This window comes from Mesorhizobium sp. M0815, assembly GCF_040319995.1.
Lineage (GTDB): Bacteria > Pseudomonadota > Alphaproteobacteria > Rhizobiales > Rhizobiaceae > Mesorhizobium.
The window spans coordinates 204,899-220,274 of the sequence record NZ_JAMYOU010000005.1 but is presented as its reverse complement, the minus strand read 5'-3'; the positions used below and the strand labels follow the sequence as shown (position 1 = coordinate 220,274).

Below are 15,376 nucleotides of genomic sequence, written 5' to 3'. Positions count from 1 at the left end.
CGACGTCAGCATGGTCGGGCTCCAGGCAGAAGAAGTTGCATGGCCGATCTGTTCAGTGTCGATGAACCGGAAAAGACGCCGCCCGGCAGGCCGCTGGCCGACCGCCTGCGCCCGAAGAACCTCGGCGAGGTCGTCGGCCAGGAGCATCTGACCGGACCCGACGGCGCGCTGACGCGGCTGATCGGCTCCGGTTCGCTCGGCTCGATGATTTTCTGGGGCCCGCCCGGCACCGGCAAGACCACGGTCGCACGGCTGCTTGCCGGCGAGACAAGCCTCGCTTTCGAACAGATCTCGGCCGTGTTTTCCGGCGTTGCCGACCTGAAGAAAGTATTCGAGGCAGCGAAGCTGCGCCGCTCCAACGGCCGCCAGACACTGCTGTTCGTCGACGAGATCCATCGCTTCAACCGCGCCCAGCAGGACAGTTTTCTGCCCGTGATGGAAGACGGCACCGTCGTGCTGGTCGGCGCCACCACGGAGAACCCGTCCTTCGAGCTTAACGCCGCGCTGTTGTCGCGCGCGCGCGTCCTGGTCTTTCACTCGCTCGGCGAGGACAGCATCGCCAAGCTCCTGGCGCGGGCCGAGGAGGCAGAGGGCAGGGCGCTGCCGCTCGATGACGAGGCGCGGGCGATGCTCATCCGCATGAGCGACGGCGACGGCCGCGCGGCGCTGACACTGGCCGAAGAGGTCTGGCGTGCCGCCAAATCAGGTGAAGTGTTTGGCGCCGAGGCCTTACAGCGCATCGTCCAGCGCCGCGCGCCGATCTACGACAAGGGCCAGGACGGCCATTACAATTTGATCTCCGCCTTGCACAAATCGGTGCGCGGCTCCGACCCCGACGCGGCACTCTACTATCTGGCCCGCATGTTCGACGCCGGCGAGGATCCGCTCTATCTCGGGCGCCGGTTGGTGCGCATGGCGATGGAGGATATCGGGCTGGCCGACCCGCAGGCACTCGTCGTCGCCAACGCCGCCAAGGACGCCTACGACTATCTGGGCTCGCCCGAGGGCGAACTGGCCTTCGCCGAGGCTACCGTCTATCTCGCTACCGCGCCGAAATCCAATGCAGTCTATACCGCATTCAAGGCCGCCACACAGGCGGCCAAGGAATTCGGTTCGCTGCTGCCGCCCAAGCACATTCTCAATGCGCCGACCAAGCTGATGAAACAGGAAGATTACGGCGCCGGCTATCGCTACGACCACGACGAGCCCGACGCTTTTTCCGGCCAGGACTATTTTCCTGAGAAGATGGGAAGGCAGACATTCTACGATCCGCCCGAGCGCGGCTTCGAGCGCGATATCAGGAAGCGGCTGGACTATTGGGCGAAGCTGCGCAGCGAGCGGGAAAAGTAGCTGCCAGTCGCACACTGGTGTGATCGCCGTTGTCTGATGGGATAAAAAACCCTATCAAGATGCGCCTTCGGCCGGCGGCAGGCCAGAAACGTACCGACGATATTCAGAACGGAATCGCGCCTGGCGCGTGGAAAAATGACAAAAAAATCCCGCAAAACCCTTCGGAAGTTCGCCATAGCCATTCCGCTGCTGGCGCTCGGCTTCTATGTCATTCCCATTCTGACGACGATTTTCATCGTCCTCGGCCTGATCGACGTGTTGCGCAACGACAACAAGAATTGGGCGCTGTTCAGTGGTTATTTCCTGGGCAACGGCATCTTCACCTGGCTGCTTTCGCCCTTCAATCTGCTGGTGGATCTGCTGTGCTATAGAAACCGCGGTGTCTGGAAATTGGACCAGTTTCCTCCGGACTACCAGCGCGAGGTCAACGAGGTCCTGGATGTCTTCAAGGCACGCAAGGACGAGATCATCGCCGACATCGACGCCAATTTCGGCAGCGGCCGGCGCGGCATGTATGTCTATCAGTGGTATGGCAAGCACAAAATAGACAACGTCGCCGAATTCAACAAGGATTTCAAATACATCAAGACGATTGCCGTCTCTGTGTTCAGCGGCAGGGAATCGACTTCCTGGCACTTTGGCCCGCTCCGGCTCAGCCTGCGCATTCTCTACAACCTCATCCCGGTGAAATCGGAAGTGTTCGTCCAGTGTGGCAACGCCAAGAATTACTGGCACGAGAACCCGCTGTTCATCTTCGACGACACGCTGCTTCATCGCTCGGTCAACGAGTATGACGGGCGCCGCTACTGCGTGTTCATGGACATCATTCGCCCATCGCCGTTTCCCGGTCTGATCTCGACGCTCCTCGCCATTGTTTCGGTCAGCGTCGAGCGCATCAATGCCATGTTCTACAAGAACTGGAAGATGATCGCCTCCAGCAAGCCGAAGAAGGTCGGAGCTGCCTGACACCGTAGCGTAACTGGCGCGAGGGAGCACGATGTATCATCTGTTGCTTGTCTGTCTTGGTGGCGCGATCGGTGCAATGGCCCGCTTCTTCCTGTCCGGCTTCGTCGCCCGCCGGGTCGGCGAGACCTTTCCTTGGGGCACGATGGTCGTCAATGTGTCGGGGGCGTTTGCAATCGGCGTCGTTGCGCATGCCGTGGCGCGCGACGGCATGCCTGCCCTTTGGGCCTTTGTCGTCACCGGCGGCCTCGGCTGCTACACCACGGTCTCTTCATTCAGCCTGCAGACGCTGGCGCTGGCGCGTGAGGGCGAATGGCTGCGCGCCGGCGGAAATGTGCTGCTTTCGGTTTTCCTGAGCCTCGGCGGCGTGACGCTGGGCTTTGCCGCGGGAAGTCTTCTGATTGGCAGCGGGGTGCCATGAGCGGCCCGCAGAAGCTCCGCTCCGACGGGATGGCGGGGCGTGCGGCGCGCCTCATTGGCTGGCGCCGAACGAGCCAAACGGTTCGTATCTATGCGACCGTGGCCGCTGGCAGCATGATCGGCGGCGTGCTGCGGGCGCTCGCCTCATTGGCGAGCACCGCCTGGTGGGGCACTGGATTTCCCTTCGGCACGCTCCTCGTCAACATTGTCGGCTCATTCCTCATCGGCTTCTATGCGACATTGACGGGACCGGATGGTCGCGTCTTCGCCAGTCCGCTGCAGCGCCAGTTCTTCATGGCCGGCTTCTGCGGTGGCCTGACGACCTTCTCCGCTTTCAGCCTTGAAACACTCACCCTCGCGCAAAGCGGGAAGCTTGTGGCGGCGGCACTCAATATCGCGATCTCCGTGGTGGCCTGGCTTGCCGCCGTCTGGCTTGGCCACATCTTTGCAGTGCGCCTCAACCGGCTGAGAGGATCCAGGCAATGAAGATACCACCACAGGCACAATTGCTGCGCATATTTATCGGCGAAAACGACAGGGCAGATGGCCGTCCGCTGTATGAGGTCATCGTGCTGAAGGCCCGCGAAATGCAGATTGCCGGCGCGACCGTCCTGCGCGGGGCGATGGGATTTGGCCATTCCAGCCGACTTCACACCACGAAGATCCTCCGTCTCTCGGAGGACCTTCCCCTTGTCATCGAGATCGTCGACGACGAGGAAAAATTGGCCGCTTTTCTGCCCGTGCTTGAAACAATCATGACAAGTGGCTTGATCACGCTGGAGAAAGTTCAGGTTCTGCAATATGGAACCGACAACGAATAACCGAGTGAGATTGCGGGTGCCGGCGAATGCCGTTGCATGTTCGCAAAACGGCGATTGGAATCATGGCAGGCGTTGAACAGATCACAGTGGATACCGGTGAGGCGGGCATGCGGCTCGACCGCTGGTTCAAGACCCATTTCCCCGGTCTCGGTTTCGGTCATCTGCAGAAGCTGCTGCGTTCCGGCCAGATCCGCGTCGACGGCGGCAGGGTGAAGGCCGATACACGCGTCGAAGCCGGCCAGACGGTGCGTGTGCCGCCGCTCGAAGTGGACAAGAAAGGCGAAAGCCCGCTCACCGGCCATTCGATACGCAACCAGGGCGATGCCGATGTCTTGGCCAAGATGCTGATCCATGAGGACCCGAAGGTCTTCGTCTTCAACAAGCCGGCCGGCCTAGCGGTTCAGGGCGGTTCGGGCGTTACCCGCAATGTCGACGACATGCTGGAAGCCTGGCGCAACCAGAAGGGCGAGAAGCCGCGCCTGGTGCACCGGCTCGACCGCGACACGTCGGGTGTGCTGGTTGTCGCCCGTACAAGGCTCGCCGCCATGAAGCTCGCCGAAGCGTTCCGGGCGCGTGAGACGAAGAAAACCTACTGGGCGCTGGTCAAAGGTGTGCCGCCGAAGCGCGAGGACAAGATCTCGACCTGGTTGATCAAGGAACCGACGCCCGACGGCGATCGCGTGCGCATCGCCAAGCATGGCGAAAAGGGCGCCGACCACGCCGTGTCTTATTACCGCATCGTCGAACAGGCGGCGCAGACCCTGTCATGGCTGGAGATGGAACCCTATACCGGGCGCACTCATCAGCTTCGTGTTCATGCCGCCCATATCGGTTGCCCGATCATCGGCGACCCCAAATATTTCGAAGCCGACACCAATTGGGATTTTCCAGGCGGCATGCAAAACCGCCTGCATCTGCACGCACGCCGCATCGTCATCCCTCATCCCGACAAGGGTTTTGTCGACGTCACCGCACCGATGCCGCCGCATATGCGCCAGAGCTGGAACCTACTCGGTTTCGACGACGCGAGCGCGGAGGATTAAATGAGCGAGGGAGTAAACCATGGATGAGGCGTCGCTCGTTCGTCAGTTGGTGAACTGGTTGCCATTCATCCTGATTCTCGTCGTCTGGTTCGCTTATATGCGCCGCGTTGCAACCCGGCAGGGGTCGATGGCCGAAATCGGCCGTGAGAACACCGAAGCGGTAAGGTAGAATACCGAAGTGCTGAAGGCGCTGCTCGCGAAACTGGAAAGCCAGTCCAAGCAATGACCGCAGCAACCGCAATGGACCGCCGCAGTTCCGTTGACGCTGCCGCCGCCGTTATCATGGTCGGGCTGACCTTTTCCTGGGGCCTGAACTACGTCGCCGCCAAGATCTCCTATGCCGGCTACGACCCTGTTTTCCTGTCCATCGCCCGCTCGGTAATCGGCGGCCTGTGTGTTTTCGGCTGGTGCCGCTGGCGCCACATCGCGCTGTTCACGTCCGACAAGACCCTCGTCGCCGGCATTCTGGCAGGCGCGCTTTTCGGTCTCGAGTTCCTGTTTCTCTATGTCGGGCTCGAGCATACGACGGTCGTGCGCAACACCTTGCTGGTCAACACCATGCCGTTCTGGATGCTGGTCGGCGGCCATTTCCTGCTGGATGAAAGCATCACGGCACGCAAGCTCGTTGGGCTTCTGCTCGCTTTAGCCGGGCTGGTCGCGGTGTTTTCCGAGAAACTGAGCGCTAATGGTGGCGAGACGTTGAGCGGCGACCTGCTCAGTCTCGGCGCCGGCATTCTGTGGGCCGTGACCAACATTGTCATCAAGCGGTCGAAACTGGTGGAGGCCAGCGCCGAAAAGCTGCTGCTCTATCAGCTGGCCGGTGCCGCCGCCGTCGGCATTTTGGTGATGCCCTTTGCCGGGCCGCCCGTCCGCAGCTTTACCCTTCTGCCGACCTTGGCGCTGTTGTTCCAGGCCGTCTACGTTGTCGCCTTCACCTATGTTCTGTGGTTCTGGCTGCTGCGGCGCTACCCTGCATCTGGACTGTCGAGCTTCACCTTCCTGTCGCCGGTGTTCGGCGTGCTCTGCGGCGCTGTCTTCTTGAACGAGCCGTTGACCGTTCGTATCTTCCTGGCACTCGGCCTCATCGCCGCCGGTCTTATCATCGTCAACCGGCCGGCCCGAAAACAAAGCCCCGGATGAGCATGCGCGATATATTGAACCACCTCGAAGCTGGAAAACAGCTCTCCGATCCGGATCCGGTACGCCGTGCCCAAATCCAGATGAAGACGCAACTGCCGAAGCGCTTCTACAAGACCGTCGCGGTGGCACCGGTCGAGGATGGTTTTGCCGTCCATCTCGATGGCAAGCCCGTCCGCACACCGGCCAAGGCGCTGCTGGCGCTGCCGACCGAAAAGGCGGCTGCTCTCGTCGCCGAGGAATTCGCCGCACAGGAGGAGACCATCGACCCGGTAACGATGCCGGTGATGCGTCTGGTCAACACCGCAATCGATGGGGTCGCCAGTGATCCCCAGGCGGTGCTGGAGGACATCCTGCGCTTCGCCTCATCAGATCTGCTCTGCTACCGCGCGGATACACCACAGGGGCTGGTCGACCGGCAGAACGAGCATTGGGATCCGGTCATCGACTGGGCGCGCAGCGCGCTCGGCGCCCGGTTCCAGCTCGCCGAAGGCGTGATCCACGTCGAGCAGCCGCGCGAGAGTATCGCGCTGCTTGGCCAGCATCTAGCCCAACGTGCCGATCCGCTGCGCCTTGCTGCCATCCACGTCATGACCTCGCTGACCGGATCGGCGCTGCTGGCGCTGGCCGTCGATTTCGGCGAGCTCGACGGCGAGGTGGCCTGGGCTGCCGGCCATGTCGACGAGGACTGGCAGGCCGAGCAATGGGGCCATGATGCCGAGGCCGTCGCCCGCCGCGCGGCCCGCAAGCGCGACATGATGGCGGCAGTCAGCCTGCTCGAAGCGCTCAAAGGCTGACGGCACCGCCCGCTATTTCGCACTGCACATTAGACCAAAGTCATAATCCCAAAGGCGGTCTGCCTCTGGGCACTGCTTTCTGTCATTTTTTGCACCGGTGGCTGCACTGAGTCTGCGTTCCGAGGAAACGCGGACGATGACGTGCAGCATCGAGGACTGACGGAATCACACGGGAGGATACACTCATGGCAATGGCATCGACCGCCGGCAAAACAAGCCGCGGCATGACGCGCGAGGAGAAGAAGGTCATCTTCGCTTCCTCGCTCGGCACCATTTTCGAATGGTATGATTTCTATCTCTACGGTGCATTGGCGGCCGCGATCGGCACGGCATTCTTCAACTCCTATCCGGAAACAACGAGAAATATCTTCGTGCTTCTGGCGTTTGCCGCAGGCTTCATCGTTCGCCCGCTCGGTGCCCTGGTGTTCGGCCGTATCGGCGATCTCGTCGGCCGCAAGTACACATTTCTTGTCACCATCATGATCATGGGTCTGTCGACCTTCCTGGTCGGCCTGCTTCCCGGCTCCGCCAGTTGGGGCATTGCCGCGCCGATCATGCTGATTGCGCTCCGTCTGCTGCAGGGTCTGGCGCTTGGCGGCGAATATGGCGGCGCCGCGACCTACGTCGCCGAGCACGCTCCAGATGACCGCCGTGGCTTCTACACCTCATGGATCCAGACCACCGCAACGCTCGGCCTGTTCCTGTCGCTGATCGTGATTCTGATTGTGCAGAATTCCCTCAGCAAGGAAGATTTCACAGCTTGGGGCTGGCGCATTCCGTTCCTGGTTTCCGCGGTCCTGCTCGCCATCTCGGTCTGGATTCGCCTGTCACTTGCCGAGTCTCCGACCTTCCAGCGTATGAAGGCCGAGGGCAAAGGCTCCAAGGCACCCCTGTCCGAAGCCTTCGGCCAGTGGAAAAACGCCAAGATCGCATTGCTGGCACTGCTTGGCCTTACCGCTGGCCAGGCCGTGGTCTGGTACAACGGCCAGTTCTACGCGCTGTTCTTCCTGCAGAACGTGCTCAAGGTCGATCCGCAGTCGGTCAACATCATGATCGCGATCGCGCTGGCGCTTGGCACCATCTTCTTCGTCGTGTTCGGCTGGCTCTCCGACAAGATCGGCCGCAAACCGATCATCATGGCGGGTTTGGCGCTGGCGATCGTCACCACCTTTCCACTGTTCAAGGCACTGACCCGCGCCGCTAATCCCACTCTAGCTACCGCGCAGGAAAATGTTCGAGCAACCGTCACCGCGGCACCGGGCGACTGCAGTTTCCAGTTCAATCTTACCGGAACATGGAAATTCACCAGCTCGTGCGATGTGGCCACGGCATTCCTTGCGAAGAGTTCCGTGCCATACGATGTGGTCACGACAGCCGCGCCCGGAACTGCTGCAACGGTCAAGATCGGCAACGAAACGGCTGAAGCCTATGACGCGGTCGCGGCTGGCGACCAGTTGAAGGCCAAGGAGACAGCCTTCGGCAAGGCAATCAATATCGCCTTACAGGATGGAGGTTATCCTCTAAAGCGTGCGGCATCGAAAGTGGCCGACCAGAAGCTCGACGCTTTTGTGGCTGCCAATCCCGAGCTTAAACTCGATGCCACCGCGATTCGTGCCGGCGAAAAAACGACCGTCCCGACAGACAAGGCAGTCGCGGACAAGATCCTGACCAAGGAAGAAGCGGCTGGCGCAACCGAGGTGACAGTCTACAACATTCCCGCGTCCGGCGCATTTGCCATGTTCGCGGATCCGGCACAGATCAACTGGCCGCTGACTATCGGCATCCTGTTCATCCTGGTTCTGTACGTGACCATGGTTTACGGGCCGATCGCTGCGATCCTGGTCGAGATGTTCCCGACCCGAATCCGGTACACCGGCATGTCGCTGCCTTACCATATTGGCAATGGCTGGTTTGGCGGTTTACTGCCGGTGACCGTCTTCGCGCTGAGCGCGGCTAAGGGCAACATCTACTACGGCCTGTGGTATCCGGTCGCCGTTGCAGCGATGTCGCTGATCATCGGCATGATCTTCGTAAGGGATACGCTCGGAACGGACCTGCATACCAAGCAATAGCCGGCCTGTCCTGGTTCAAAGCAAGGCCCGGCGCGAGCGATCGCGCCGGGCTTTTTCAATTTATCGAGTGCAGGGCTTAGCTCTTCCGATCCTGTTTCGCTTCCTCGATCGCTGCCTCATGATACCAGGCACTTCCGAAATCCGTGCGGTTGCGCAAAGAAGCAAGTTCTGCTGCGAACTTAGCCTTTCCGCTTAAATTTGAGGCAGAAGCGCGCGCTGCCACCGGGAACATCAGGATTTTGGCCGACTGAGGAGTGGAAGTGATTTCCATTGTCGGTTTCCTTTCTTCGGCACAACCTTGCCGATTCAACCTTTCCCCAAGATAGGTTTCGCAATCGAATTAGGCAACATGATTATAAAAAGATCAGTAGCTGCACAATATTTATGCAAACTATGCTTGTGAGCGATCCGATCGCACAATTACGACGGCTCAGCAATTTTGCGCCGACACTACATCGCTTTTGCCGCACCCGTCGCCAGCCAAATGGCACACGAATTGCATTTTAACAGTCGGCAGGTCGGCTGCTGGATAGGCCGGCTCGCCCCGGCGCCATCCAGGGTTCGGTGATCAAGCAACGAGAGGCTAGAATGACGAAATACAAGCTCGAGTACATTTGGCTCGATGGATACACCCCGGTTCCCAATCTTCGCGGAAAGACGCAGGTCAAGGACTATGCCGAGTTTCCGACGCTCGACCAGCTTCCGCTGTGGGGCTTCGACGGTTCTTCGACCATGCAGGCCGAGGGCCACAGCTCCGACTGCGTTTTGAAGCCGGTCGCCGTCTATCCGGATCCCGCCCGCACCAATGGCGCGCTCGTCATGTGCGAGGTCATGATGCCGGACGGCGTGACGCCGCATGCATCCAACAAGCGCGCCACCATCCTCGACGACGAGGGTGCCTGGTTTGGCTTCGAGCAGGAGTATTTCTTCTACAAGGACGGCCGCCCGCTCGGCTTCCCCGAGAGTGGCTATCCGGCGCCGCAAGGCCCGTACTACACCGGCGTCGGCTACAGCAATGTCGGCTCCGTCGCCAGGCAGATCGTCGAGGAGCATCTCGACCTTTGCCTCGCCGCCGGCATCAACCATGAAGGCATCAACGCCGAAGTGGCCAAAGGCCAGTGGGAATTCCAGATTTTCGGCAAGGGCTCCAAGAAGGCCGCCGACCAGATGTGGATGGCACGCTATCTGATGCAGCGCCTGACCGAGAAATACGGCATCGACATCGAATATCACTGCAAGCCGCTCGGCGATACCGACTGGAACGGCTCCGGCATGCATGCCAACTTCTCGACCGCCTATATGCGAGAAGTCGGCGGCAAGGCGTATTTCGAAGCGCTGATGGCGGCTTTCGACAAGAACCTGATGGATCACATCGCCGTCTACGGTCCGGACAACGACAAGCGTTTGACCGGCAAGCACGAGACCGCGCCGTGGAACAGGTTCAGCTACGGCATCGCCGACCGCGGCGCCTCGATCCGTGTGCCGCACTCCTTCATCAACAACGGCTACAAGGGCTATCTCGAGGATCGCCGTCCGAACTCGCAGGGCGACCCCTACCAGATTGCCTCGCAGATATTGAAGACGATCGCCTCCGTCCCGACCAGCGCCGAGGTTTCGGCCGCGGCTTGAACATTCGTCCCGGCGTAGACCTCAGGTCTGCGCCGTGACGTTCTCTCCGATCGCATCGCAATAAAAAAAAACCCCGGCGTCTCCGCCGGGGTTTTTTTGTTGGCTGCAACGATCCAGATCAGACCGAATAGTACATATCGGACTGCGCTTTTTGCTTCCTAGAGTCTTTTTGAGACGTATGAATATCATTATAAAACAAGGCTGTTAAGAGATATCCTATGGTATCGCGCGAGAGCGATACTAACCAATTTTCTACCCTGATTCCTAACCAGTTTTCACATCGCACTCTGAGAGAGTGTGCCGCCATTACGCTGGCACCGTTAACGTGCATCGGCCGAAAGATTACGCCGAAAGACCTCGCAGAATGCGATGCGGTCAAGTTGAAAGTTACCAAAGCAGAATGCGAGTATAGAGAGAGATTACCACTTGGTAACGTCCCGCATATGCGGTCAGTCTGTCAAGCGTGTCTAACTCGTCGTGAGCCACTGTCACCATTTCCTTGACTGATTATTAAAGCGAGCGCATACCAATCTTGCCGATCCGCCACGATACCCGACGCCGCTGACAGAAATGTCGGTGGCGTCACCATCGGGCACCGGCCGCAGCCATGTATTGGCTGACGTACGCGAGTTTTCGGTGACGGGGTCGCCAAAAAGATCGCCCTCACCGTTAGCGTATCGTCGCGGAGATCGGCAAAAACCTCCCCTAGATCGCTGACACCGACTTAACAGGCGCGCGCCGCATTGGTGCGTCCAGCGGATTCGCGCGTCATGATCTAGGGTAACGAAAACCATGTCCAAGTCCCCTTCGGCCAAGAACAAGTCCTCCAACACCACCCAGCCATCCGCTTCCATCCATTCATTCGAGCCCTCGCAAGCCGCACGACAACTGCGCGCTATGCTGCCGGGTGCCTCGACTGTGACACTGTTCCATCGCAACGATGAGGGCAAACGCGAGGGCATCGTCACCAAGCCAATTGCCGATATTGCAGCAGCTATCCATGAAGCCCGGCACTTGGCCGGCGACAACCATGTGTTTGCAGCCCTCACAGGGCTCCGGCTGGCGTTCAAGGACAAAGCCAGCGCCAATGCCGCAACCGATCTTCCAGAGCCCTCCTACGCGCTCGATGGCCCCGGTGGCAGCATCCATCTTGTCTATCCCATGAAGCCGTCCGATCGGCTGGCCACGCTCCTCACCAAACGCCGCAAGAGCGATACCGACGACGCCTACACGGATGACGACGTGCCGCTGGCCTATGGCGAGTACGGGCTGCATGCGGATGACTTGGCTGCGCTGGAGGCGCTGAAGCCCGGCGAGAATTTCAGGGTCTGCAAGGTGGAGGAGTTCGATGACGACGATCCATCAGGCGTCAAAGATGAAGGGTTGAGTGCAGAAAGCGAGGTCGTGTCCATTGACGGCGAGCCCACGCAAACTCTGAACGATGCGGAGGTCTACGGGGAGATTCCGCAGGCGATACTCGACAAGCCGCTGTTCGTGTCGGTCGCCAAGAAGCGTGAAGAGAAGTTTTTCAAAGTGTCGCCGGAACTTCGTTTCAGCGACATTTTGATTTCGAACTTGTCCAAAATCAGAACCGGCATGAAGGATGGTGCCTGTCTGGTGCCCGGCATCTTGAAAGACGGGCGACGCCTAAATCAGGCTGTCACCAAGCTCTACATGATGGGGCTCGATGTCGATTCCGGCGCGAGCATGGAAGACACCATGCGAAAGCTCCAGACCATGGGGCTATTCTTCGTCGCCTACACCACCCACTCGCATGGCACCACGACGCTGGAGGTCAAGAAGGACAAGTTCTTCAAGTGGGCGGATGACAATGGGCACCCGACCGAAGCGTCTGTTGAGACTGTCAAGCTTTTCTTGACAAACGAAGGCAAATACACCGAGGACGTGATCGCCTCGGTCTCGATGGTGAACACGTCGCACGAGACCAGCGGCATCCAGTTGATCATCACCACCCGGCCGATAGACAAGTTTCGCCTGCTCTTTGTGCTCGATGAGCCTTACGACATTTCCAAACAGCCGGGTACGCAGAAAGACGCCATCAAGGCATGGGGCAATATGATCCTCGGCATGGGTGCGCAGCTTGGCATCAGCGTCGATCGCGCGGCCACCGATCCCGCTCGATTGTTCTACCTTCCTTCTACTGCCAAAGGCGCAACGAACGCTCGTGTGGTCGTTTCGGCCGGTAAGGCACTGGATTTGAAATCAATTACCAAGATCGACGTGGCCGGCACCGTCTCCTCCGACCCGTTCGACCAAGCCGCCAGCATCATGGGTGGTAAAATCCGTGGCCAAATCCTGTCGCCGCAGAAGGGGTTGCATCTCCAGAAGTGGGCTTCCGAACGCGCACATGGGTTCCAGATCAGTTCGGTGTTCAAGGATCACTGCGATGATCGCATCCGTGTCGAGACTGGTCCCGGCAAGTACACGGTCGAATGCCCGTTCGACGACGACCACAGCAATGCCGGCGATCCGGACGATCCCGGCTGCTTCATTCAAGACGCCGGCATGGATGCCGAGAGCTTCACGTTCCGGTGCAGCCATGATAGCTGCGCCGGCCACGATCGCTTGGCCATGCTTGAAAAGGCAATGGTTGACGGATGGTTCACCGACGACGTTCTGACCGACCCGGCCTACGACATCAGCGGAGCCGATGAGGAGGAAGAGGGCGAAGAGACGACGGCAGAAGAGCAGCCCACTCAAGAGGAGGCCGAGGAAGAGGTAATTGAAGGCGGCACAGCGACCACGGCCGATATTGCTAGAGCCATGGACCTCGCCAACAAGGCGGAGGTCGGTATGGCCTCGGACAAGATCAGCGCCATCCTCAAGCAGCTTCTCCCTATGGGGCAGTTCGACCGCCAGCGTATTATCACTCTGCTCCACAAGAAATCCGGTATTCCATTGCCGATGTTGAACAGCCTGTTCAAGGCGATTGAGTTGAAGGGTGAGGGCGATCGAGGCAAAGGGTTCTTGAAGGGGACCGGCTTTCACCTCGACAAGAAGGGTGAATTCATCTGCGATCGTGAAGGCTCGCCTGTCTGTCAGCCGTTCGACATCGAAGGCCATTTTGAGGACGACAGCGGCGACAACGCCACACTGTTTCTGAAGTTCAAGTCCATGGGCAAGACGAAAGTCATTGCCATCGAGAACCGCGACCTCTACGGCTACGGCAGCCCGGCCATTCGCGATCTAGCGGGCATGAACTTTCGGATTTTCAATCAGGACGCGACGCAAACGTTGCTCCAGAACATCAAGCCGCCGCTAACCGGCCAATGGGTCAGTCAGCGCGGCTGGCATGGTGGCGCATTTCTGACCCTCGGTGGTGAGACCATCAAGCCGGAAGAATCATCGACGCTCACCATGCGCATGCGTGAGACCACTCGTCGGGAATTCGGCCCTATGGGCGAGTTCAAAGGCTGGACCGATGCCGTTGGCGCGGTCTGGGAAGGCAATGCCGTTGGACGCGAGCACCTTGCCCTTGCGATCATGATGGGCTTGGCCGGGCCGATCTTCGGCCGCTGCCATCCGAACGGCTTCCGTATGCTGTCTCTGCATGGACCGACCTCGCGCGGCAAGAGTCTGGCCTCAAAGCTCCTTGCCAGCGTATCAGGTCCGCCAAGTGGAGATGGCTGCTACCTCAATCTGCGTGCAACCTCGAATGGTATCGAGGCGACGTTGCCGGACCTGTCCGGCCATACGCTCGCCCTCGACGAGGGACAGCACATGAAGGCCGAGCATGCCAACGAACTGGTGTTCATGATGGAAGCCGGCTCGGGGAAGATCGCTGCTACACAGACCCGTAGCGCAAGGCAGGTGCGCCGGTTTGGCGGCCTTGCCATGATGGCGAACGAAAAGCCATGGGCACAGAAACTCAAAGACGCCGACGTTGACGTGTCGCCGGGCTTCGACGCCCGCGTGCTCGATATCAACGTGGCCGGCGTGAAGGACTACCCCAAGGGCGAGGCGACGGCGCTGACGACGAGGTTGTATGGCGTCGAACGGAACAATGGCTGGGCGCTGCCCATGGTCGTTAGAGCGCTCTTGAATGCAGACGCGAAAACGTTGGCGAAAAAAGTCGGGCGGCTGACAACGGCTCTCGTCGGCAAGGACGCTCTTGGGCTGGAATCGAGATCCCTGGAATCGTTGGCATGGGTCTGGCTTGGCGGCATCCTCGGCAAGAAGCTTGGCATCATCCCGGCCGAGTTCAGCGTTGGCCGCGTCATCCGCTGGGCGCGTGACAACCGGGTCAACGATGCATCGAAGCCTGTATCGGAGCGTGTCTTGTCGGCTCTGCGCACTTCGATCTCGCGTCGTCGCAAGATCGACCTCTACCGATGGGAGTCGTTCGATCCTGACGCCTTCGGCGGATCATCCCTTGACAAAGACGTTGAACGCGTCAATCGGCCTTGGGCTGGCTTTTTCTACCAGGCACGCGTTGGCGAGGAACTTATCATCAATGCCGATGCGCTTCGCGGCATGGCCGGCAACATCTGTTCCGAGACCGAGATTGCACAGTACCTCCGGGACGCGGGTTACCTCAGAATGAAGGGGAAGAACCTGTTCCACGACGAGCTACCGGTGCGCGATGGTTCTGCCGAGAAGGTCAAGAACTATCGCGTTGTCTCGGCTTTCTATCTGGCGGTAGACACGATCGAAGCCGAGGGCACTGAGAAGGTTGAGCCCGAGTCGGATGCAGATGCAGATGCAGATGCAGTGCCATCGCCGGCACCGAACGACGAGGCTGTCAAGCCGGCGAAGCCCAGACCCGAGAATGGTCGGCCACGAGCCCGGACCAAAAAAGCCGCCTGACCATCATCCTCATATGGCGCGCGCCGAATTGTGGAATGGCGCGCGTCGAATTGTGGACTTCGAAGAGCTAAGCGCAAAAATGCGATGTCAGCAAAAACAATGAGATAGCGGTCAATTGTGGAAATTGTGGAAATTGTGGACGTTTTGGCAGATGAGAGAGGGTCTTATGATCTGACGTAGAGTCTTGCGCGCATTTCTCCATCTGGCGGTCTGTGTGCGGTCTCTAGGGGTCTCTTCTTCCTATAAGTCCACAATTTCCACAATTTCCACAATTGACTCGCAAGTCCATGAAAACATTGAGGAATAAATTGTGGACA

The 15,376-nt window shown here is 59.5% G+C and carries 13 protein-coding genes; 12 read left to right on the top strand and 1 reads right to left on the bottom strand.

All coding sequences use genetic code 11. The features are described from left to right. Window positions 1–39: 39 nt before the first annotated feature. The 10 genes from NKI01_RS09130 (at window position 40) to NKI01_RS09085 (ending at window position 8,603) form a co-directional block, all read left to right on the top strand. Entirely contained in the window at window positions 40–1,350 is a 1,311-nt protein-coding gene (locus NKI01_RS09130) for a replication-associated recombination protein A (RefSeq protein WP_023717526.1), read from the top strand. A gap of 135 nt (window positions 1,351–1,485) precedes the next feature. Further along, window positions 1,486–2,316 carry an aspartyl/asparaginyl beta-hydroxylase domain-containing protein gene (locus tag NKI01_RS09125; protein ID WP_023717527.1) on the top strand — a complete coding sequence of 277 codons (831 nt, stop codon included), beginning with the start codon at window positions 1,486–1,488 and terminating at the stop codon, window positions 2,314–2,316. 31 nt (window positions 2,317–2,347) lie between these two features. Continuing rightward, window positions 2,348–2,734 (top strand): fluoride efflux transporter CrcB, encoded by a 387-nt coding sequence (gene crcB / locus NKI01_RS09120; RefSeq protein WP_352962888.1) that lies wholly within the window; start codon window positions 2,348–2,350, stop codon window positions 2,732–2,734. Window positions 2,735–2,763: 29 nt separating this feature from the next. Beyond that, window positions 2,764–3,219 (top strand): fluoride efflux transporter CrcB, encoded by a 456-nt coding sequence (gene crcB, locus NKI01_RS09115; protein WP_352643161.1) that lies wholly within the window; start codon window positions 2,764–2,766, stop codon window positions 3,217–3,219. Beyond that, entirely contained in the window at window positions 3,216–3,554 is a 339-nt protein-coding gene (locus NKI01_RS09110) for a DUF190 domain-containing protein (protein WP_023717530.1), read from the top strand. The genes crcB (NKI01_RS09115) and NKI01_RS09110 overlap by 4 nt, the downstream gene beginning before the upstream one ends. Before the next feature lie 62 nt (window positions 3,555–3,616). Further along, window positions 3,617–4,597, top strand: coding sequence for an RluA family pseudouridine synthase (locus NKI01_RS09105; protein ID WP_352962885.1), 981 nt, complete (start codon window positions 3,617–3,619; stop codon window positions 4,595–4,597). A gap of 19 nt (window positions 4,598–4,616) precedes the next feature. After that, the gene (locus NKI01_RS09100; protein WP_352962882.1) at window positions 4,617–4,766 is read left to right on the top strand and encodes a hypothetical protein; all 150 of its coding nucleotides are present in this window, start codon (window positions 4,617–4,619) and stop codon (window positions 4,764–4,766) included. Between the two features lie 53 nt (window positions 4,767–4,819). Beyond that, the gene (locus NKI01_RS09095; protein WP_352962879.1) at window positions 4,820–5,737 is read left to right on the top strand and encodes a DMT family transporter; all 918 of its coding nucleotides are present in this window, start codon (window positions 4,820–4,822) and stop codon (window positions 5,735–5,737) included. Between the two features lie 2 nt (window positions 5,738–5,739). Then, on the top strand, window positions 5,740–6,531 hold the full coding sequence (locus NKI01_RS09090) for an ATP12 family chaperone protein (RefSeq protein ID WP_352482512.1): 792 nt from the start codon (window positions 5,740–5,742) through the stop codon (window positions 6,529–6,531). 185 nt (window positions 6,532–6,716) lie between these two features. After that, window positions 6,717–8,603: an MFS transporter gene (locus NKI01_RS09085; RefSeq protein ID WP_352815515.1), complete on the top strand. Its 1,887-nt coding sequence runs from the start codon at window positions 6,717–6,719 to the stop codon at window positions 8,601–8,603. A gap of 76 nt (window positions 8,604–8,679) precedes the next feature. On the opposite strand, the gene NKI01_RS09080 is transcribed toward NKI01_RS09085, so the two are convergent. Further along, window positions 8,680–8,874: a DUF2735 domain-containing protein gene (locus tag NKI01_RS09080; RefSeq protein ID WP_352482514.1), complete on the bottom strand. Its 195-nt coding sequence runs from the start codon at window positions 8,872–8,874 to the stop codon at window positions 8,680–8,682. A gap of 317 nt (window positions 8,875–9,191) precedes the next feature. On the opposite strand from NKI01_RS09080, the gene NKI01_RS09075 reads away from it, so the two are divergent. Both NKI01_RS09075 and NKI01_RS09070 read left to right on the top strand, forming a co-directional pair. Further along, window positions 9,192–10,232, top strand: a complete 1,041-nt coding sequence (locus NKI01_RS09075; RefSeq protein WP_023717535.1) for a glutamine synthetase beta-grasp domain-containing protein — start codon at window positions 9,192–9,194, stop codon at window positions 10,230–10,232. Between the two features lie 792 nt (window positions 10,233–11,024). Continuing rightward, window positions 11,025–15,059 carry a DUF927 domain-containing protein gene (locus NKI01_RS09070; RefSeq protein WP_352962875.1) on the top strand — a complete coding sequence of 1,345 codons (4,035 nt, stop codon included), beginning with the start codon at window positions 11,025–11,027 and terminating at the stop codon, window positions 15,057–15,059. Window positions 15,060–15,376: the final 317 nt, after the last annotated feature.

Coding starts and splice junctions, on each gene's coding strand:
- NKI01_RS09130 (WP_023717526.1), top strand. CDS start 40: ATGGCCGATCTGTTCAGTGTCGATGAACCGGAAAAGACGCCGCCCGGC.
- NKI01_RS09125 (WP_023717527.1), top strand. CDS start 1,486: ATGACAAAAAAATCCCGCAAAACCCTTCGGAAGTTCGCCATAGCCATT.
- crcB (WP_352962888.1), top strand. CDS start 2,348: ATGTATCATCTGTTGCTTGTCTGTCTTGGTGGCGCGATCGGTGCAATG.
- crcB (WP_352643161.1), top strand. CDS start 2,764: ATGGCGGGGCGTGCGGCGCGCCTCATTGGCTGGCGCCGAACGAGCCAA.
- NKI01_RS09110 (WP_023717530.1), top strand. CDS start 3,216: ATGAAGATACCACCACAGGCACAATTGCTGCGCATATTTATCGGCGAA.
- NKI01_RS09105 (WP_352962885.1), top strand. CDS start 3,617: ATGGCAGGCGTTGAACAGATCACAGTGGATACCGGTGAGGCGGGCATG.
- NKI01_RS09100 (WP_352962882.1), top strand. CDS start 4,617: ATGGATGAGGCGTCGCTCGTTCGTCAGTTGGTGAACTGGTTGCCATTC.
- NKI01_RS09095 (WP_352962879.1), top strand. CDS start 4,820: ATGACCGCAGCAACCGCAATGGACCGCCGCAGTTCCGTTGACGCTGCC.
- NKI01_RS09090 (WP_352482512.1), top strand. CDS start 5,740: ATGCGCGATATATTGAACCACCTCGAAGCTGGAAAACAGCTCTCCGAT.
- NKI01_RS09085 (WP_352815515.1), top strand. CDS start 6,717: ATGGCAATGGCATCGACCGCCGGCAAAACAAGCCGCGGCATGACGCGC.
- NKI01_RS09080 (WP_352482514.1), bottom strand. CDS start 8,874: ATGGAAATCACTTCCACTCCTCAGTCGGCCAAAATCCTGATGTTCCCG.
- NKI01_RS09075 (WP_023717535.1), top strand. CDS start 9,192: ATGACGAAATACAAGCTCGAGTACATTTGGCTCGATGGATACACCCCG.
- NKI01_RS09070 (WP_352962875.1), top strand. CDS start 11,025: ATGTCCAAGTCCCCTTCGGCCAAGAACAAGTCCTCCAACACCACCCAG.